The sequence below is a fragment of the Trichodesmium erythraeum IMS101 genome (assembly GCF_000014265.1).
Taxonomy (GTDB): Bacteria; Cyanobacteriota; Cyanobacteriia; order Cyanobacteriales; family Microcoleaceae; genus Trichodesmium; species Trichodesmium erythraeum.
In genome coordinates this window covers 718,959-739,318 of sequence record NC_008312.1, presented here as the reverse complement: position 1 = coordinate 739,318, position 20,360 = coordinate 718,959, and the positions used below count along the sequence as shown (strand labels likewise).

General features: G+C 37.2%; 13 protein-coding genes. 7 read left to right on the top strand and 6 right to left on the bottom strand.

Annotation, left to right across the window (positions count from 1 at the left end; genetic code table 11):
• The first annotated feature begins 23 nt into the window (after nucleotides 1-23).
• From TERY_RS02190 to TERY_RS36010, 6 genes are all read left to right on the top strand, one after another.
• A complete protein-coding gene (locus TERY_RS02190) occupies nucleotides 24-677 on the top strand; it encodes an IS607 family transposase (RefSeq protein WP_044136311.1) in 654 nt (217 codons plus the stop codon).
• 758 nt (nucleotides 678-1,435) lie between these two features.
• Nucleotides 1,436-3,349, top strand: coding sequence for an SUMF1/EgtB/PvdO family nonheme iron enzyme (locus TERY_RS02185; protein ID WP_011610316.1), 1,914 nt, complete (start codon nucleotides 1,436-1,438; stop codon nucleotides 3,347-3,349).
• A gap of 225 nt (nucleotides 3,350-3,574) precedes the next feature.
• Nucleotides 3,575-5,452 carry an SUMF1/EgtB/PvdO family nonheme iron enzyme gene (locus tag TERY_RS02180; protein WP_011610315.1) on the top strand — a complete coding sequence of 626 codons (1,878 nt, stop codon included), beginning with the start codon at nucleotides 3,575-3,577 and terminating at the stop codon, nucleotides 5,450-5,452.
• A 241-nt stretch (nucleotides 5,453-5,693) separates the two neighbouring features.
• Nucleotides 5,694-7,559 carry an SUMF1/EgtB/PvdO family nonheme iron enzyme gene (locus TERY_RS02175; protein WP_011610314.1) on the top strand — a complete coding sequence of 622 codons (1,866 nt, stop codon included), beginning with the start codon at nucleotides 5,694-5,696 and terminating at the stop codon, nucleotides 7,557-7,559.
• A 241-nt stretch (nucleotides 7,560-7,800) separates the two neighbouring features.
• Nucleotides 7,801-9,663: an SUMF1/EgtB/PvdO family nonheme iron enzyme gene (locus TERY_RS02170; protein ID WP_011610313.1), complete on the top strand. Its 1,863-nt coding sequence runs from the start codon at nucleotides 7,801-7,803 to the stop codon at nucleotides 9,661-9,663.
• 190 nt (nucleotides 9,664-9,853) lie between these two features.
• Entirely contained in the window at nucleotides 9,854-9,976 is a 123-nt protein-coding gene (locus TERY_RS36010) for a hypothetical protein (RefSeq protein WP_370496460.1), read from the top strand.
• Between the two features lie 271 nt (nucleotides 9,977-10,247).
• Here the strand turns inward: TERY_RS36010 and TERY_RS32165 are convergent, their stop codons facing one another.
• Both TERY_RS32165 and TERY_RS02165 read right to left on the bottom strand, forming a co-directional pair.
• Nucleotides 10,248-10,385, bottom strand: coding sequence for a hypothetical protein (locus TERY_RS32165; RefSeq protein WP_155994261.1), 138 nt, complete (start codon nucleotides 10,383-10,385; stop codon nucleotides 10,248-10,250).
• A gap of 319 nt (nucleotides 10,386-10,704) precedes the next feature.
• Entirely contained in the window at nucleotides 10,705-12,141 is a 1,437-nt protein-coding gene (locus TERY_RS02165; protein ID WP_011610312.1) for an MFS transporter, read from the bottom strand.
• 429 nt (nucleotides 12,142-12,570) lie between these two features.
• Between TERY_RS02165 and TERY_RS02160 the strand changes: the two genes are divergently transcribed.
• Nucleotides 12,571-13,515 carry an aldo/keto reductase gene (locus TERY_RS02160; RefSeq protein ID WP_011610311.1) on the top strand — a complete coding sequence of 315 codons (945 nt, stop codon included), beginning with the start codon at nucleotides 12,571-12,573 and terminating at the stop codon, nucleotides 13,513-13,515.
• Nucleotides 13,516-14,123: 608 nt separating this feature from the next.
• Here the strand turns inward: TERY_RS02160 and TERY_RS02155 are convergent.
• The 4 genes from TERY_RS02155 to TERY_RS02140 all read right to left on the bottom strand — a co-directional run bounded on the left by TERY_RS02155 (nucleotide 14,124) and on the right by TERY_RS02140 (nucleotide 20,188).
• On the bottom strand, nucleotides 14,124-14,984 hold the full coding sequence (locus tag TERY_RS02155; protein WP_011610310.1) for an SWIM-type zinc finger protein: 861 nt from the start codon (nucleotides 14,982-14,984) through the stop codon (nucleotides 14,124-14,126).
• Nucleotides 14,985-15,909: 925 nt separating this feature from the next.
• A complete protein-coding gene (gene glmS / locus TERY_RS02150) occupies nucleotides 15,910-17,811 on the bottom strand; it encodes a glutamine--fructose-6-phosphate transaminase (isomerizing) (RefSeq protein ID WP_011610309.1) in 1,902 nt (633 codons plus the stop codon).
• A gap of 1,051 nt (nucleotides 17,812-18,862) precedes the next feature.
• Nucleotides 18,863-19,108, bottom strand: coding sequence for a photosystem I iron-sulfur center protein PsaC (gene psaC, locus TERY_RS02145; protein WP_006616272.1), 246 nt, complete (start codon nucleotides 19,106-19,108; stop codon nucleotides 18,863-18,865).
• Nucleotides 19,109-19,282: 174 nt separating this feature from the next.
• On the bottom strand, nucleotides 19,283-20,188 hold the full coding sequence (locus TERY_RS02140) for a heterodisulfide reductase-related iron-sulfur binding cluster (protein ID WP_011610308.1): 906 nt from the start codon (nucleotides 20,186-20,188) through the stop codon (nucleotides 19,283-19,285).
• Nucleotides 20,189-20,360: the final 172 nt, after the last annotated feature.

The window sequence follows — 20,360 nt, the reverse complement described above, 5'->3', positions numbered from 1 at the left end:
GTTATTTTGTACAGTTTATGATCATGACTAGTCGATTTATTAAAATAGGTGCAGCTGCAGAGTTATTAGGGGTGTCTGTTGATACACTCCGAAAATGGGAGGTGTCTGGAGAATTGATACCAGACCGAAAAAGTCAGGGTGGTACTAGGTTCTATGATTCTTCTAAGCTTATCAATTTAGGAAGTGCAGATAGTCCTACTATTTGTTATGCGAGGATCAGTAGCCACGAGCTAAAATTAGATTTAGAAAGGCAACAGGGAATACTAGAGGCTTATTGTGTTAGTCAAGGGTGGAAATTTGAAATGATTCAAGATTTAGGCTCTGGTATGAACTATCACAAAAGTGGGTTACAAAAATTATTAGAAAAAATCTTAAGAAAGCAAACTAAACGATTAGTATTAACTCATAAAGATAGGTTGTTAAGATTTGGTGCTGAGTTGATATTTTCTGTTTGTGAACTTCAGGGGATCGAGATAGTTGTTATTAATAAAGGTGAGCAATTACGTTTTGTTGAAGAAGAACTAGCTCAAGATTTACTAGAAGTTATCACGGCTTTTTCGGCTAGGCTTTACAATTCTAAATCGAAAAAGTCTAAAGCACTATTACAAAGATTACAAGAAGAAGTTAATACAGTTGTGAGAAATATTGATAATAATATTACTAAAATTAAAAGCTAAACTACACTCAAATAACCTGCAAAAAACTTTGTAGTTTAACACTTTGGTGTGGCTTTTTATGTTTGGAATTTTTGAGTGATGGTTTCCTAGTTTTAAGACTTGCTCTAACTGTGAAAAACTGAAATAATTTCTGTCTTGAACGGGGCGTTTGATGAACGGTGAAAATTGTGGTTTTAGTTGCGCTCAAGATTTAAATGCTAGTTTGAATTAAGCTCAGGCGGGTAGTTTTTCCCCGTGTGCTGGAGGCTCTGGAAATTCGGACGTTGCCAGGTAGAAATAGGAATAGAACAGCCTATCTAAATATTATCAAAGGTTGATATAAATAATTGTAGGTTTTTTAGAATTTAGTACAAATATTCTAAAAAAAAAGCTACTCTTTAATGCAACTTCAGCTATTAAATAATAAATATTAGTTTAATGCTTTTTTATTTATTTAAAGCAATTTAATGTCTATTATTATTTGTTTTGCTTCTGTTTTGCTGATTACTAATATTAAATTTAATGATAATTTACTTGCTTTTTGTGTAGCAATAATAAAATGAAAATAGTATCCTGGCGCCAGGAAAGGATTAATCAAATATTTATCTGAAGGCTTATTTTAAGTTTTATTAAGAAAAGCAGGTAACTTATGTATTTGGCTATAAAAATGGGTGTTGTAGTTGGCCGAGTCAGGATAAGAGCTATAAAATAAAAGGATGTCTTGTGTAACACAAGGCTATAATTTTCAGCTTTGGCCGTTTATCATAGATTAAAGTACTATGCAGTCTGGAACAACCCTGAGAAACCGTTATAAAATCATCAAACCTTTGGGTAGTGGAGGTTTTGGGGATACCTATTTGGCCCAAGATTCAGATTTACCAGGAAAACCTAAATGTGTGGTTAAACATTTATCTCCGAAAAGCTCAGACCCTATGGTTCTAAGTATTGCTAGAAAATTATTTGAAAGAGAGGCGGAGGCTTTATACAGGTTAGGTACTGACTCAGACCAAGTACCCAAGTTATTGGCTCATTTTCAAGAAGAAAAAGAATTTTACTTGGTACAAGAATATATAGAAGGGCAGGATATAAGTCGAGAACTGACGCCGGGGAAAAAATTAAGTGAGTCGGATACGATCGCTTTACTGAAAGGAATATTAGAAGCGTTAGTGGTGGCTCATGAAAATAATATAATTCATCGAGATATAAAACCCCAAAATTTGATGCGTCGCGGCTCAGACAATAAAGTGATATTGATAGACTTTGGGGCGGTAAAGGAAATAAGTATACTGACTATTGCCCCACAAGGTGCAACAACTTTAACAGTTGCAGTGGGAACTCCTGGTTATATCCCGAGTGAACAAAGTAACGGTAAGCCGAAGTTAAGTAGCGATATATATGCAGTGGGGATGGTGGGAATAAAAGCACTGACGGGAAAAGACCCACAAAGTTTACCAACAGACCCAAACACAGGAAATATAATTTGGCGAAATGAAGCGGAGGTAAGTAACGACCTGGCAAATGTATTAGATAGGATGGTGCGCGACCATTTTTCAGAACGTTATAAAAATGCGATGGAAACTATGGAAGCGTTAAATATTCAAACTTCAGGAAAACTAAGGTTAGGTAATAAAACGAGAAGAAAAATATTGATATTGGCAGGTTTAGCCGGAAGTGCGTTTGTGGGAGCATTATTAAATGAAAAATTGAAACCATCTCCAGAAAATATTTCTAGTTTTGTGGGAGCGTTATTAAATGAAAAATTGAAACCATCTCCAGAAAATATTTCTAGTTCTGAACTGAGAACAGAAACCTCTAGGGAAAATATTTCAACTCCCCAGGCAACAGCATCACCAACTTCTCCAGCACCACCAAAAATTTCTGTTCAGATATTTACTACGGTGAAAGTTAACCGCAGAGGAGAAATAATAAGTCGCACTGAATATCAAGCAGAAGTAATAACAGAAAATATTGGTAATGGAGTTTCTCTAGAAATGGTAAAAATTCCCGGAGGTAGGTTTTTGATGGGGTCTCCAGAGACGGAAGCAGAAAGATCTAGTGATGAAAGCCCGCAACATGATGTAGATGTGCCAGAATTTTTGATGGGAAAATATGCAGTTACTCAAGCACAGTGGGAAGCAGTTATGGGAAATAACCCTGCTAGGTTTAAAGGTGCAAACCGTCCTGTGGAAAGTGTAAGTTGGAATGATGCGACAGAATTTTGTCGGAAACTCTCACGAATAACAGGAAAACAATATAGTCTACCCAGTGAGAGCCAATGGGAATATGCTTGTCGAGCCCGAACAACAACACCGTTTTATTTTGGAGAAACTATAACGTCTGAGTTAGTTAACCATAATGGCAACGGTACTTATGCTGATGCTCCGAAAGGAAAATATCGAAAAGAAACAACAGATGTGGGAATTTTTCCACCGAATGCATTTGGTTTGTACGATATGCATGGGAATGTGTACGAGTGGTGTCAGGATGTTTGGCATGAAAACTATAATGGAGCACCTACTGATGGCACTGCTTGGGAAACTGGAGGTAACAGTGGTTTCAGTGTCCTTCGTGGCGGCTCCTGGGACTTCTTTCCTAGGTGGTGTCGCTCTTCGCTCCGCGGCTACTATGTCTCCATCGAGGCGTTCAACAACGGTCTTGGTTTTCGTCTTGTGAGTTTCCTCCCCAGAAATTAAACTACATAAGCACTGACTTTTACCCTGGCTTTTTTTTCCGAATATTGGGAAATTTCTCCGGGGGGAGTTAAAAATTATGACGTTTCACCTGCTTTGTGCATTTCATTATAAAAATGGGTGTTGTAGTTGGCCGAGTCAGGATAAGAGCTATAAAATAAAAGGACGTCTTGTGTAACACAAGGCTATAATTTTCAGCTTTGGCCGTTTATTATAGATTAAAGTACTATGCTGTCTGGAACAACCCTGAGAAACCGTTATAAAATCATCAAACCTTTGGGTAGTGGAGGTTTTGGGGATACCTATTTGGCCCAAGACTCAGATTTACCAGGAAAACCTAAATGTGTGGTTAAACATTTATCTCCGAAAAGCTCAGACCCTATGGTTCTAAGTATTGCTAGAAAATTATTTGAAAGAGAGGCGGAGGCTTTATACAGGTTAGGTACTGACTCAGACCAAATACCTAGATTATTGGCCCATTTTCAAGAAGAAAAAGAATTTTATTTGGTACAAGAATATATAGAAGGGCAAAACATAAGTCAAGAACTGGCGCCGGGGAAAAAATTAAGTGAGTCGGATACGATCGCTTTACTGAAAGGAATATTAGAAGCGTTAGTGGTGACTCATGAAAATAATATAATTCATCGAGATATAAAACCCCAAAATTTGGTGCGTCGCGGCTCAGACAATAAAGTGATATTGATAGACTTTGGGGCGGTAAAGGAAATAAGTACACTGACTATTGCCCCACAAGGTGCAACAACTTTAACAGTTGCAGTGGGAACTCCTGGTTATATCCCGAGTGAACAAAGTAACGGTAAGCCGAAGTTAAGTAGCGATATATATGCAGTGGGGATGGTGGGAATAAAAGCACTGACGGGAAAAGACCCACAAAATTTACCAACAGACCCAAACACAGGAAATATAATTTGGCGAAATGAAGCGGAGGTAAGTAACGGCCTGGCAAATGTATTAGATAAGATGGTGCGCGACCATTTTTCAGAACGTTATAAAAATGCGATGGAAGCTATGGAAGCGTTAAATGTTCAAACTTCTGCAGGGGAAGCTATGGAAGCATTAAATATTCAAACTTCAGGAAAACTAAGGTTAGGTAATAAAACGAGAAGACAAATATTGACATTAGTGGGTTTAGCCGGAAGTGGTTTTGTGGGAGCATTTTTAAATGAAAAATTGAAGCCATCTCCAGAAAATTTTTCTGGTTCTGAACTGATAACAGGAACCTCTAGGGAAAATATTTCTATTCCACCACTACCAAAAATTTCTGTTCAGATATTTACTACGGTGAAAGTTAACCGCAGAGGAGAAATAATAAGCCGCACTCCAGCTCAAGCAGAAGTAATAACAGAAAATATTGGTGATAGAGTTTCTCTAGAAATGGTAAAAATTCCCGGAGGTAGGTTTTTGATGGGGTCTCCAGAGACAGAAGCAGAAAGAAAGAATGATGAAAGCCCGCAACATGATGTAGATGTGCCAGAATTTTTGATGGGAAAATATGCAGTTACTCAAGCACAGTGGAAAGCAGTTATGGGAAATAACCCTGCTAGGTTTCAAGGTGCAAACCGTCCTGTGGAACAGGTAAGTTGGAGTGATGCGACAGAATTTTGTCGGAAACTCTCACAAATAACAGGAAAACAATATAGTCTACCAAGTGAGAGTCAATGGGAATATGCTTGTCGAGCCGGAGCAACAACACCATTTTATTTTGGAGAAACTATAACCTCTGAGTTAGTTAACTACAATGGCAACGGTGCTTATGCTGATGCTCCGAGAGGAAAATATCGACAAGAAACAACAGATGTGGGAAATTTTTCACCGAATGCATTTGGTTTGTACGATATGCATGGGAATGTGTGGGAGTTTTGTCAGGATGTTTGGCATGATAACTATAATGGAGCACCTACTGATGGCAGTGCTTGGGAAACTGGAGGTAATAGTAGTAGAAGAGTCTGTCGTGGCGGCTCCTGGATCATCTATCCCGGGAGGTGTCGCTCCGCTGACCGCATCGGCTTTGGCTCTGTCGTGCCCAACCTCAACGCTATTGGTTTTCGTCTTGTGAGTTTCCCCCCCAGAACTTCAACCACATAACCACTGACTTTTACCCTGGCTTTTTTTTTCCGAATATTGGGAAATTTTTCCGGGGGCAGTTAAAAAATTATGACGTTTCACCTGCTTTGTGCATTTCATTATAAAAATGGGTGTTGTAGTTCACCGAGTTAGGATAAGAGCTATAAAATAAAAGGATGTCTTGTGTAACTATATTTTGATAAGTTATCCCACAAGGCTATAATTTTCAGCTTTTGCCCGTTCATTATAGATTAAAAATACTATGCAGTCTGGAACCACTTTGAGAAACCATTATAAAATCATCAAACCCTTGGGTAGTGGAGGTTTTGGGGATACCTATTTGGCCCAAGATTCAGATTTACCAGGAAAACCTAAATGTGTGGTTAAACATTTATCTCCGAAAAGCTCAGACCCTATAGTTCTAAATATTGCTAGAAAATTATTTGAAAGAGAAGCGGAGACTTTATACAAGTTAGGTAGTGACTCAGACCAAATACCTAGATTATTGGCCCATTTTCAAGAAGAAAAAGAATTTTACTTAGTACAAGAATATATAGAAGGGCAAGACATAAGTCGAGAACTGACGCCGGGGAAAAAATTAAGTGAGTCGGATACGATCGCTTTATTGAAAGGAATATTAGAAGCATTAGTGGTGGCTCATGAAAATAATATAATTCATCGAGATATAAAACCCCAAAATTTGATGCGTCGCGGCTCAGACAATAAAGTGATATTGATAGACTTTGGGGCGGTAAAGGAAATAAGTATACTGACTATTGCCCCACAAGGTGCAACAACTTTAACAGTTGCAGTGGGAACTCCTGGTTATATCCCGAGTGAACAAAGTAACGGTAAGCCGAAGTTAAGTAGCGATATATATGCAGTGGGGATGGTGGGAATAAAAGCACTGACGGGAAAAGACCCACAAAATTTACCAACAGACCCAAATACAGGAAATATAATTTGGCGAAATGAAGCGGAGGTAAGTAACGACCTGGCAAATGTATTAGATAGGATGGTGCGCGACCATTTTTCAGAACGTTATAAAAATGCGATGGAAACTATGGAAGCGTTAAATATTCAAACTTCAGGAAAACTAAGGTTAGGTAATAAAACGAGAAGAAAAATATTGATATTAGTGGGTTTAGCCGGAAGTGGGTTTGTGGGAGCATTATTAAATGAAAAATTGAAACCATCTCCAGAAAATATTTCTAGTTCTGACCTGAGAAAAGAAACTCCTAGGGAAAATATTTCAACACCCCAGCCGACACCATCACCAACTCCTCCACCACCACCAAAAATTCCCGTTCAGCTATTTACTACGGTGAAAGTTAACCGCAGAGGAGAAATAATAAGCCGCGCTCCAGGTGAAGCAGAAGTAATAACAGAAAATATTGGTAATGGAGTTTCTCTAGAAATGGTAAAAATTCCCGGAGGTAGGTTTTTGATGGGGTCTCCAGAGACAGAAGCAGAAAGAGATGATGATGAAAGCCCGCAACATTATGTAGATGTGCCAGAATTTTTGATGGGAAAGTATGCAGTTACTCAAGCACAGTGGAAAGCAGTTATGGGAAATAACCCTGCTAGGTTTCAAGGTGCAAACCGTCCTGTGGAACAGGTAAGTTGGAGTGATGCGACAGAATTTTGTCGGAAACTCTCACAAATAACAGGAAAACAATATAGTCTACCAAGTGAGAGCCAATGGGAATATGCTTGTCGAGCCCGAACAACAACACCATTTTATTTTGGAGAAACTATAACGCCTGAGTTAGTTAACTACGATGGCAACTATACTTATGCTGATGCTCCGAAAGGAAAATATCGAAAAGAAACAACAGATGTGGGAATTTTTCCACCGAATGCATTTGGTTTGTACGATATGCATGGGAATGTGTGGGAGTTTTGTCAGGATGTTTGGCATGAAAACTATAATGGAGCACCTACTGATGGCAGTGCCTGGGAAACTGGAGGTGATAGTAGTAGAAGAGTCTATCGTGGCGGCTCCTGGCTCAACTATCCTTGGTGGTGTCGCTCTGCGCTCCGCAACCTCTATAACTCGGTCGAGGCGGACAACTTCTATATTGGTTTTCGTCTTGTGAGTTTCCCCCCCAGGACTTCAACCACATAACCACTGACTTTTACCCTGGCTTTTTTTTTCCGAATATTGGGAAATTTTTCCGGGGGCAGTTAAAAAATTATGACGTTTCACCTGCTTTGTGCATTTCATTATAAAAATGGGTGTTGTAGTTCACCGAGTTAGGATAAGAGCTATAAAATAAAAGGATGTCTTGTGTAACTATATTTTGATAAGTTATCCCACAAGGCTATAATTTTCAGCTTTTGCCCGTTCATTATAGATTAAAAATACTATGCAGTCTGGAACCACTTTGAGAAACCATTATAAAATCATCAAACCCTTGGGTAGTGGAGGTTTTGGGGATACCTATTTGGCCCAAGATTCAGATTTACCAGGAAAACCTAAATGTGTGGTTAAACATTTATCTCCGAAAAGCTCAGACCCTATAGTTCTAAATATTGCTAGAAAATTATTTGAAAGAGAAGCGGAGACTTTATACAAGTTAGGTAGTGACTCAGACCAAATACCTAGATTATTGGCCCATTTTCAAGAAGAAAAAGAATTTTACTTAGTACAAGAATATATAGAAGGGCAAGACATAAGTCGAGAACTGACGCCGGGGAAAAAATTAAGTGAGTCGGATACGATCGCTTTATTGAAAGGAATATTAGAAGCATTAGTGGTGGCTCATGAAAATAATATAATTCATCGAGATATAAAACCCCAAAATTTGATGCGTCGCGGCTCAGACAATAAAGTGATATTGATAGACTTTGGGGCGGTAAAGGAAATAAGCACACTGACTATTACCCAACAAGGTGCAACAACTTTAACAGTTGCAGTGGGAACTCCTGGTTATATCCCGAGTGAACAAAGTAACGGTAAGCCGAAGTTAAGTAGCGATATATATGCAGTGGGGATGGTGGGAATAAAAGCACTGACGGGAAAAGACCCACAAAGTTTACCAACAGACCCAAAAACAGGAAATATAATTTGGCGAAATAAAGCGGAGGTAAGTAACGACCTGGCAAATGTATTAGATAAGATGGTGCGGGAGTATTTTTCAGAACGTTATCAAAATGCGATGGAAGCTATGGAAGCATTAAATGTTCAAACTTCAGGAAAACTAAGGTTAGGTAATAAAACGAGAAGAAAAATATTGATATTAGTGGGTTTAGCCGGAAGTGGGTTTGTGGGAGCATTATTAAATGAAAAATTGAAACCATCTCCAGAAAATATTTCTAGTTCTGACCTGAGAAAAGAAACTCCTAGGGAAAATATTTCAACACCCCAGCCGACACCATCACCAACTCCTCCACCACCACCAAAAATTCCCGTTCAGCTATTTACTACGGTGAAAGTTAACCGCAGAGGAGAAATAATAAGCCGCGCTCCAGGTGAAGCAGAAGTAATAACAGAAAATATTGGTAATGGAGTTTCTCTAGAAATGGTAAAAATTCCCGGAGGTAGGTTTTTGATGGGGTCTCCAGAGACGGAAGCAGAAAGAAAGAATGATGAAGGTCCCCAACATTATGTAGATGTGCCAGAATTTTTGATGGGAAAGTATGCAGTTACTCAAGCACAGTGGGAAGCAGTTATGGGAAATAACCCTGCTAGGTTTAAAGGTGCAAACCGTCCTGTGGAAAAAGTAAGTTGGAATGATGCGACAGAATTTTGTCGGAAACTCTCACGAATAACAGGAAAACAATATAGTCTACCCAGTGAGAGCCAATGGGAATATGCTTGTCGAGCCCGAACAACAACACCATTTTATTTTGGAGAAACTATAACCTCTGAGTTAGTTAACTACAATGGCAACTATACTTATGCTGATGCTCCGAAAGGAAAATATCGAAAAGAAACAACAGATGTGGGAATTTTTCCACCGAATGCATTTGGTTTGTACGATATGCATGGGAATGTGTACGAGTGGTGTCAGGATGTTGGGCATGAAAACTATAATGGAGCACCTACTGATGGCAGTGCCTGGGAAACTGGAGGTGATAGTAGTAGCAGAGTCTGTCGTGGCGGCTCCTGGGACTACTTTCCTAGGAGGTGTCGCTCTGCGGACCGCGACAGCTATCTCTCGGGCGAGGCGGACAACTACTCTGTTGGTTTTCGTCTTGTGAGTTTCCCCCCCAGGACTTTTGAATAGCCCTTTGCCCTTTTGCCCTCTTGCCCTTTGTGGTTCCTTCCCGCTCTGCGGGAAAAATTTTTTTAGACTCAGAGACAATGTAGCAAATTATACAAAACATCTAGATAGAAAGAGGGGTTCACAGCTATGGCAGTTAAAGCCTGAATATTTGATCAAAAAGAACATGGGGAAAAGTGAGTGAGAAAAACGAATGGTGATGCCTAGGCAAAGTCTGACTGAAACTTTAGAAGAAAACTGGAGGGCTCAAGAAAAGCCGACAACTCCCAAAATAAACAGGCGATCGCTGCTACAAGACCGACCACCAAGAGGGTAATAGTCATTTTAGACCCTGCTTTTTCAGAAAATTCTGCCAATACTTGAGATTTTCTACAACCGACTCCGGAAGACTTAACAGCAGTTACTCAAAAAGAAATATTCAAAGCAGAGGCGATACTATGATCAGTAACCATCACCACCATTTTCCCAAGAATTATCTAAAAGTATTTTCTGGGGATAGTAATAGCAACGACCTACAACAGCAGCTAACCCCTCCCTGAAGCAGAGAACAGGACTATCGCGAACCTGAACTCAATTATTCTCAATATCTAAATAGACATCCGTTTCATAACTTGCCCTTGTAATATCAAAAAATGACCAGAAAAAGAACCAGAGTCAAAATCATTATTTACCCAACCATAGTCGCTGAAACCATCAGCCCTGTAGTCGTCGTCCTCTAAATTCAATTTAAGAAATAAAAAAGACAGTCAATATCACCCACATAGCTAGGTAGTGAAATATTAGAGTCAAAACCATAGTCATTTGTATAGTCAGGAAAAGCAGAGTCATGGTGTTGACCCTGAACATTGTCAGCAAGATCATCACCAGACCAAAAACCCTCAGAGACAAAAAATATCAGAAAAAAACAGTCTAGTTATAGCCTTCATACTTAAACTTAACCTCAACAATTTTCAACCCATTCTTTGCCATATCCAGAGTCAGAAATAAACAAACAAAATAAGTCTGAGAAAAGTAAAACTCCCAGCAAATTAAAACCCTAACTTTCTAATCTAATTCTCCCTCTAAAATAGTAGCGATCGCCACACTAGCATTATCTTGAAATTCTCTAACATTAACCCTATTGAGCAAGAAAATAGAAAGTATCATTCCCACTCCTGCTAATAGAAAAACCAACCCATAAGCCAACATTGAAACATTAAATAAACGGCGACCAACATCCAAAGTCACACCACCAATAACCGTAGATAAACCTCGTGCCATTGCCTGTGCTAAACCCCAAGCCCCAATAAAAGTTCCCGCCGTTTCCGCCGCCGTTAAATCTAACATTAAACTAAGAGCAGCAGTAGTAGTTAAACCTGCAGCCAAACCATACAAAAATAAAGCACTTAAAAACAAAGAAAGCTTACCAGTAAACCCAGACATAACTATCAAAATAAAACTAATTGTTGTTGCCACACATCCAACCTTCAAAGAATTTTTCTTTCCCAACCTTGGTACTACTAAAAAACCCGTTGTACCTAACCCAATTAAAGTTCCTATTCCCGAAACAGCATTCAACCTAGTACTTTCAGAAATTGGCATCAGAAATATTTCCCCAGCATAAGGCTCCAAAACAGCATCCTGCATAAACAAACTAATAATTAATACAAACACAAAAGTAAAAAACAAACCAGTTTGTCTATTAGCCTTTAAAATTTTTAAAGTTGTTCCCATAGTAACTTGATCCTCCCGGTTAGCAATAGTTGAACGACTGCCATAACGAGAGTATTTTTCCTCAACTCCCACAGTACCAATAAAAGCAAAAACCAAAACAATTGCCGGTATTATAATAAACAAATTATTAATAGAAACTTGAACAGTTTCTAACGGAGCATCCACACCAACTTGTTTCAATAAAAAACTACTAGTAATAGCCCCAATAATAATTCCCACCATCAACATTGACCAGACTATACCGACAACCTTAGAACGATTATCTTCATCAGAAATATCTACTAATAAAGCAGCAAAAGGTGTAGAACTTGCACTTAAAGCCAAACCATAAAATATAAACATTAAGCCTAAAATACCAATCCAAAAATAAGTAGAATTAGACCAACCATTAACCCTTAAACTATCACCAACCTGCCACATAGCTTGCACAGCAAAAAAAGCAGTTACCGTAAAAAAAACCGCTCCTATCCACATATAACCAGTGCGATGTTTACCAAGCAAAGGCTTAGTATCAGACATTTGACCAAACCAAACCCTTGCTGGAGCCATAAATTGATATAACGATAAAGTTATGGCTACTATTGTGGCAGGAATTTTTAATTCAGCAATCATAACTCGGTTTAAAACTCCAAGAGTTAAAACTGACATTGTTCCTAATCCCATTTGATAGAAACCCAATCTAAACATAGTGAATAAATTAAGTTTAGGAAAATTTTTTTCCATATCAATATTATCGATTTTTGTACCTTTTAAATCTTTACTTGTCATTTCATTTATGAGTTATCAGCTATTAGTTATCAGTTATCAGTTATCAGTCATTATTTATAAGCATTTCTAGCTAAAATCATCAGCTAAAAATATAGAAGCTTATTTTTTTTATCTCCTATCTAAGAGAAAACCTCAGAGCCTACCTTTTAGTCATAGCTATATTAAGAGCACTGAATTAACATCTATAGATAGAAACATAACCGACAACTTATCGTCAATTTCCAGACATTATACAGTAATTGAGAAAATTAATTAATAAAAATTTTACAATGGCAACAACTGCTTTAGGTAAAAGGAAAAACCTCAGAACCTACTTTTTAGCCATAGCCATATTAAGAGAACTGAATTAACATCTATTTAGATGGAAATATAACCGACAATTCATCGTCAATTTCCAGACATTATACAGTAATTAGGAAAACTTTTACCATGGCAACAACTACTCTAGGTACAACAGGAATAACTGTTAACCCAATTTGTATCGGCACTTGGGCTTGGGGGGATAAACTTTTTTGGAATTATGGCAGTAATTATGGAGCAAATGAAGTAGAAGCCGCTTTTAAAACCTCCCTAGAAGCTGGGGTAAATTTCTTTGATACTGCCGAAGTTTATGGCAATGGTTTATCAGAAGAATTGCTGGGAAAATTTATGCAAGAAACTGAAAGACCTGTGCAAATTGCTACTAAATATGGTCCTCTACCTTGGCGACTTTTTCCAGACTCAGTTGCTGATGCTGTGACTGCTAGTCTAAAACGATTAATAGTTCCCAAAGTTACTCTTTATCAAGTACATTGGCCTTTTACATTTTTGATGAGTCAGGAAACATTATTAAATGCTTTAGCAGATGAAGTTAAGCAGGGTAGAATTGAAGCGGTTGGTGTTAGTAATTATTCTGAGGAAGAGATGAGTCAAGCTCATAAAATTTTGGAAAAACGAGGGGTAATATTAGCCACAAATCAAGTGAAATATTCTTTGCTTTCCCGTAAAATAGAAACTAAAGGAATTTTAAATACAGCCAAAAAATTAGGAATTACAATTTTAGCTTATAGTCCTTTAGCTCAAGGGTTATTAACTGGAAAATACACTTTAGAAAAGTCACCTACTGGGGCTCGCCAATTTGATTTTCGTTTTCAAAAGAGTGGTTTAGAAAAAATTGCTCCCGTTATGTCTTTGTTAAACCAAATTGGGGAAAAATATAACAAAACTCCGGCACAAGTTGCACTTAATTGGTTAGTTTTTCAAGATAGTGTAATTCCTATTGCTGGCTGTAAAAATTCTGAGCAAGTTCGACAAAATATTGGAGCAATAGGTTGGGAAATGACTCAAGAAGAATTTAATCAATTAGAACAAATTACTCGCCCTTGGTTAAATTGAAAATGAAAGTATTAACTTAATCAAAAAAATAGGGAAGGGTTTGGTGTATTAAGGGGAGTTGATGAGGAAGTGACAAATTAATAGTTTGTTCATTTTTGTAGTTGGTTTAAAATATCCCCACTACTTCCCTTATCTGCCCAGGGAATGGGGGGGTAGGCGGTAAAGAAAGCGTCAAATTATAGTATGGGAGAAAACATATATTTCAAACCATTTTTTTCCATATATTTACTCTTCTGAAATATTTGTTTAATAGCAGCTAACATATTTTCTTGCCTTTGTCAATTTTTATGTTCAAAAAAACAAAAATATTAATCAAATATAACCTTAGAGATAGAGGCTTTTAACCCTCCAAAACCAGTAGTTAATTTTGGGTAAAGCAATTTTATTTTGGTCCTTAATATTACTGAATTTTAATATAATTGATTTGGACTTTTTTCCTCACATAACTTTACTTAATTTTTTGGGAAAAAGATTTGACTTTTTTAAAATATTCCAGTACTATAAGTACATTCAAATATCTGGGTAATATAAAATAAAGCAAGCGTTCTTTTTTTATTGATATAAAAAAAAGCGCTTTTATTTTTTTTAAGTTTTTTTTAGCTATCCTATTAAAAACCTCTTTTTTTATCTTCTCCCTGGTTTAACGCTGTCATTACCGCCTGTTGACTAATATTCTGATAAATTTTCTGGAAATAATTCATAACAACATTAGCAGATGAACCGAAAGGAACATCCCCCAAAACATCTAAAACTATTTCATTACTAGGGGATGGACTAATCACTACTAAGGAAGGATCTAACTGTTGATTATATTGCCAAAAATTCTCAAAACTTAGAGATTCTTGAGTAGCTGAAGCCACAGTTAAGGAATCCGAAACCTTGGTTTTTTTAGACTTAAAATTTTTCGCTTCTGGAACTTTTTCATCTTCACTTTGACCACGTTTTTGACGTAATTCTTCTAAAATTCTTTCTTTAGTACGACCCCTTAATTGAAACAATAAAAATGGGTCATCACTGAAGCGATCGCCTAATAAATAATAAACTGCTCCAATATGTTTACAAACTTTAGCTGGGTCTGGGCAGCTACATTTAGAATGAATTTCATCTAATGTAAAAGGAAATAATCTTAAACCATTAGCAGCAAAAACTTCTTCTATATCTTGAGGCATTTCTCCAGCCAATAATTTAGCAGTAAAAATTGCTCTTTCTGACATAGTTTGAATAATATAACTCCAGTCTTCATCAGTAAAAGTATCTAACCATAAAAATAACTTGTAGGGTTCAGGTGCTGTACCTTGAACTTCAGCAATAATTTTTTGATCCTTAAATTCTAAGCTGAGAACATTGCCTTGCCGAGCATAATTTCTAGCTCGTTCTAATCGTTTTTTATACCGATAAGAATTTAACAAATCTATCCATTGCTGAGTCCACCATTCTTTATCACTGTGTAAGCTTGTGTAATTAGTCATTTTACTTTCAATAGACTTATATTGATAAAAAAAATTTACATTTATCCTAGTCTATCATATATAACAATTATAAATAATATCTGAGCAAAAGTTCACCCTCAAATATCATCAACTATAAACAAATTACTATTAGCCCTTATTGAATATTTTGAACCATATTTTCAAGAGTCTTATCTGTAATTTTATGTGTAGGTTAGGCAGAAAAAGTGAAACCAAACAAAGTCTAATAGTCAGAACTTACACCAACCCATAAATAACGCACTACCTGCGACTATACTCAAGTCCTGATTATCTGAGCTCATAACCCCACATTATAATATTAAAGCCAATGCAGTGAGTATGTCAAGAAAAATGCAGTGAGTATCTCAAGAAAAATATCAGCCCTTGTAGAACAAAGTGAAACACAACAAACTTAGCTCAACATCTCCAACAACTTCGACAAGAGCATAACAAACTGCAAAACCAATACCAGCCTATTATTTCAGGTTTTCAATTTGAGCCATGTAGTTCAAATTTAAGCGATCGTGTAGCAATTATTCAGTGTTATATCACAACCGATAAGCTACTTATTTTCATTATTACTAAGCAAACTAACCAGCCTACTATTTTATCAGATGATTTGATCAGCAAAATAGAGCAATGGACACGCAACCACCTGAAAGCCTATAACAATAAAATTATTGGCAGCATCACCTAATAACTTGCCTCCATCTGCTGGGAAAAATTTTATATATTGATCAAACTATTCAGCAAATTCCCACAGAGTGCAAAAAACTAACTTTAACCCCCCATTGCTACTTGCATTTACTCCCATTTCATGCTTTATCACTTAAAGAAAACACCAGTTTTGTTGACATATTCCCCGCGCGTTTACACTAGGGAATATGTCTATCCTCCCACATCAGTAACGCAAATTAACAAAATATTACTCCACTGTCACCGACTTCGCCAAATTCCGTGGCTGATCCACATCCAAACCACGATGAGCAGCAATATGATAAGCTAACAACTGCAAAGGAATAACAGTTAACATCGGCGACAACAACTCATCCACTGCCGGCACCGCCAACACATTATCAAACATATCCACCTCCGTACTTTCAGGAGTCACCCCAATTAACTGCGCATCCCTCGCCTTAGCTTCCTGAGCATTAGAAAGCACCTTTTCATAAACCAAACCAGGCATAGCGATCGCCACCACAGGTACTTGATCATCCAACAAAGCGATCGGACCATGTTTCATCTCACCCGCTGGATATCCCTCCGCATGAATATAACTAATTTCCTTCAATTTCAAAGCACCCTCTAAAGCAATTGGATAATTAATTCCCCTACCTATAAAAATCAAATCTTGAGTGTTATTAAACTGGTGAGCAAAATCTTCAATTTGACTATTTTGAGAATCTAAAATCTGTTCCATCTGTGCCGGAATTTTTTGTAAACCATTAATAATTTCTGCGATTTTTTCCCCAGATAAATATTTTCGTTGCCATCCTAAATCTATAGCTAAAAAATAAAAAGCTATTACCTGTGCCACAAATGTTTTAGTTGCAGCAACCCCAATTTCAACACCTGCCCGAATATCAATAATTTGATGCACTAAACTAGCAATAGAACTTTCTACCCGGTTAGTAATTCCTAATAATCTTGACGTGAATTCAACAGGTTTATCTAAACGACGCTGTTGTTCTATTGCTAAAGCTGCCAAAGTATCAGCCGTCTCACCAGACTGAGTAACACCAATTGTTAGAGTATTTGCTCTCAGAGGAGAAGGAGCATAACGAGCTTCAGAAGCATAATTTACCGTAGTCGAAATTCCTGCTAATTGTTCTAATAAATACTTACCAATCAAACTCGCATGCCAACTAGTACCACAGGCAAAAATTTCCACCTGTTCCAAATTTTTATATAAAGATGACGACAAGTTTAAATTAGTAGGAGAAATCTGAATATTTTTCACATCCCAATCACTATTAATATAAGTTTCTAAACAATTCCTAATAACATTTGGTTGCTCATGTATTTCCTTAAGCATAAAATGCTTAAAAATGTTTTTGTCAACTAAATTTGGACTCCAATTAAGAATACGAGGTAGTTTATTGATACGATCGCCATCAAAATTATAAACTTCGACTCCCAGAGGAGTTAACCGTGCCATTTCTCCATTGTCCAAACTGACAACAACTTGAGTATGAGATATAAGAGCAGGAGTATCAGAAGCACAAAAAAACTCCCCTTGACCTAAACCGATAGATATAGGTGCTTGCTGTCTAGCAACAATAATTTCATTCGGATAGTCTGCACAAACAACAGCGATCGCAAATGCCCCATCCAACTTATTCACAGTCTGACGCACTGCCTCTAAAAAATTTTCCCTGTTCTTCGTTCTCCCTTTCTCGTTTCCCGCAAAATTAGATAAAAATTCTGCAATTAAATGAGGAATAACTTCCGTATCCGTCTCAGAAACAAACTTATGCCCCTGACTTTCCAATTCTTTGCGTAACTCCCGATAATTTTCTACAATTCCATTTTCTACTACTGCGACTCGCTCCGTATCATCCGTATGGGGGTGAGCATTATATTCTTCCGGTTTACCATGAGTTGCCCAACGAGTATGACCAATGCCAACATTAGCTAACATTTCCACTCCTGCCAATTTTTCCCGTAGGTTGTATAGCTTACCTTTAGCACGAACAGATTTAACTTGACCATTACAAATAGTGGCCACACCAGCAGAATCATAACCCCGATATTCTAGTTTTTCTAATCCTGATAGTAAAATTTCTGTAGCTAACTGTGTACCAACATAACCAACAATTCCACACATTTAATTTTTTACTCCTATTAATTTTTAATCACTATTTAAGATATATTCCCTCAAATTTACTTATTCCACAGGATAAGTTAAATGTTTATGGAATTATGACCAATGGCCAAAAAAATCAAAAAATAGGGGTAAATTAGTCCCGATAGTATTAGTGTCCTCTAAATTTTTAACAATACACAGTAGAAAGCTGTCTACTGATAGGGTATCTCCCAAAGTTGACAAGCTCTTTTTGTAAGTGCTTTTACCACTCAAAACAGTTAATTGGCAAAACCCAGATCGGTTTTGACTTATCAGAAATTAGGCCACTTATAGGAGCAAGGGCTCCAGCATCCCTAACTAGAGAGTGAACTACAACACCATCTGCCAGTTGATTATTTTAGGGCCGGAAAATAGATGCAAATAGCTCAAACCATTCTCCATTTAAGAATCACAGAATTTATGTTTCATTTAACATCCTCCCGAGCTATTAGCCGTGAGGAGTTATAGCCACTCAAAGGTGTGATAGGAGTTGACTTTTCACAGAGTTTATGCAACTTAAGTAGCGATCGGCAGACTTGACCCTAGTCTTACTTTTACCTAATTTTTAATACCAGTCATTTTCTAGTGGTAATCAGAAAAAAAATTAGAAAAAACATGGTTTAATTTTATTAAGTAAATTAACTAAAAATATATGCCCATTGGTGAATTGAAATATCCTTCAATTCAAACGAAGCAAATTTTACTTTGAATAACTAAACTTTTTTTGTTATTTTTAAAGAAATAGTTAAGCATTCTCCGCTCTAACTGTGGCCAAATGCTGTATCCCACAAAACTAATTTTGGCCTTGTGCCATAGTATATAGACCACGATCTAAAGGTGGCAATAAATATAAAAAATACAGCGACAGGGCGTTGAGTCCTGAAAAATCTTGGAGTTTATTTAACCTATTGAGGAGTACTGGGAAACAAAAAGCCCACACTATAGCCTCAGCTTAGTGCGGGAGTATGTCACATAAGGTTTTCCCTCCCTCCTATTAAATTTCCAACCAAAAATTAATAGAGGGAAGTTAGTATTAGTAAGCTAGGCCCATACTGCGAGTAGTTTCAGCACCCAGATAAACCCGGACACTCAAAAAGTCAGTAGGGCAAGCAGTCTCACAACGCTTACAACCAATACAATCTTCAGTACGAGGAGATGAAGCAATTTGACCTGCTTTACAACCATCCCAAGGTACCATTTCTAGAACGTCTAATGGACAAGCACGGACACACTGAGTACAACCAATGCAAGTGTCGTAAATTTTTACTGAATGAGACATGAAATAAGTTCTCCCAAAAAAATTTTTCTGGTTTATCTACTCAAAGGCAGATATAACAGCAAGTTTTTAGATGTTAATGCCTCGATTTAGTTTACCTTACTGGTTCTGATCACTGATAAACATTGTTGAAAAACTTAAAGTATCTCAATTATCTAGTAGTAACTAGTGAATTATTTAAAGTTCCAACTTTTCTAATACTGGACGAGTTGAAACTATATGACGATCTAATCCTAGTTCCTTTGGAGAAATGCCTAAAGCTAAAGCTATTAATTGGGGTAAGTGTAATACTGGTAAACCTAACTTATGGCCAATCACTCTCTCTACTTCTGGTTGACGGGAATCTAAATTTAAGTGACATAAAGGACAAGGGGTTACCATACAATCTGCACCTTTGTCAATAGCTTCACTAATATGATTTCCGGCCATCTGGAAAGCCTGATTAGTAGCATAACTAGAAAGAGGCCAACCACAACATTGAGTCCGTCCTCGATAATAAATTGGGGTAGCTCCAATAGCCCGAAACACATTTTCCATAGACTCTGGTTGATAAGGGTCATCATAAAGTAAATTACTTTGACCTCTAAGTAAATAGCAACCATAGAAAGCAGCGCATTTGAGGCCGGAGAGCTTACGAGTGACACGACTTTGGATTTCCTTAAGACCATAATCTGCCACTAATGCCCATAGTAGATGTTTAACCTCTGTACTGCCTTGATAAGGAGAACAACTTTGTTTTTGTAAGAGGCCATTGATTTGTTCTAAGTAAGCTGGTTCAGTTTGTTGGGATTCTTTAAGACGCTCATCCACATGTCCAATAACCCCTTGACAAGTGCTACAATGGGTTAATAAGGGTAAATTTAGTTCCTCAGCCAAAGCTATGTTACGAGCGTTAACAGTATCTTCTAATAGTTGAGAGTCTTCTTTAAAAGTACCAGACCCACAACAAGCAGCCTTTTTGAGTTCTACTAGCTCTATTCCCAGGACTTGGGTAAGAACTTGGGTAGACTGATAAAGCTCTCGGCAAGCACCTTGAGCTACACAACCAGGAAAGTAAGCATATTTGAGTATTTGAGCAGACATTACATTAACTAAAAAATTAGCTGTTAAAATATATGTGATGATTTTAATGATATTAATCTATTCTATATTGATTTATAATATAGGTTTATGATTATCATAAATAATTTGCGCCAAAACCAAGAAAATACTTTGACAAAAGTAATAAGCTTGTGATAATAGTAAAAAATTAAAG

What these genes read in the sequence shown, in the direction of transcription:
- TERY_RS02190 (WP_044136311.1), top strand. Translation starts at nt 24, where the DNA reads ATGACTAGTCGATTTATTAAAATAGGTGCAGCTGCAGAGTTATTAGGG.
- TERY_RS02185 (WP_011610316.1), top strand. Translation starts at nt 1,436, where the DNA reads ATGCAGTCTGGAACAACCCTGAGAAACCGTTATAAAATCATCAAACCT.
- TERY_RS02180 (WP_011610315.1), top strand. Translation starts at nt 3,575, where the DNA reads ATGCTGTCTGGAACAACCCTGAGAAACCGTTATAAAATCATCAAACCT.
- TERY_RS02175 (WP_011610314.1), top strand. Translation starts at nt 5,694, where the DNA reads ATGCAGTCTGGAACCACTTTGAGAAACCATTATAAAATCATCAAACCC.
- TERY_RS02170 (WP_011610313.1), top strand. Translation starts at nt 7,801, where the DNA reads ATGCAGTCTGGAACCACTTTGAGAAACCATTATAAAATCATCAAACCC.
- TERY_RS36010 (WP_370496460.1), top strand. Translation starts at nt 9,854, where the DNA reads ATGGTGATGCCTAGGCAAAGTCTGACTGAAACTTTAGAAGAAAACTGG.
- TERY_RS02165 (WP_011610312.1), bottom strand. Translation starts at nt 12,141, where the DNA reads ATGACAAGTAAAGATTTAAAAGGTACAAAAATCGATAATATTGATATG.
- TERY_RS02160 (WP_011610311.1), top strand. Translation starts at nt 12,571, where the DNA reads ATGGCAACAACTACTCTAGGTACAACAGGAATAACTGTTAACCCAATT.
- TERY_RS02155 (WP_011610310.1), bottom strand. Translation starts at nt 14,984, where the DNA reads ATGACTAATTACACAAGCTTACACAGTGATAAAGAATGGTGGACTCAG.
- glmS (WP_011610309.1), bottom strand. Translation starts at nt 17,811, where the DNA reads ATGTGTGGAATTGTTGGTTATGTTGGTACACAGTTAGCTACAGAAATT.
- psaC (WP_006616272.1), bottom strand. Translation starts at nt 19,108, where the DNA reads ATGTCTCATTCAGTAAAAATTTACGACACTTGCATTGGTTGTACTCAG.
- TERY_RS02140 (WP_011610308.1), bottom strand. Translation starts at nt 20,188, where the DNA reads ATGTCTGCTCAAATACTCAAATATGCTTACTTTCCTGGTTGTGTAGCT.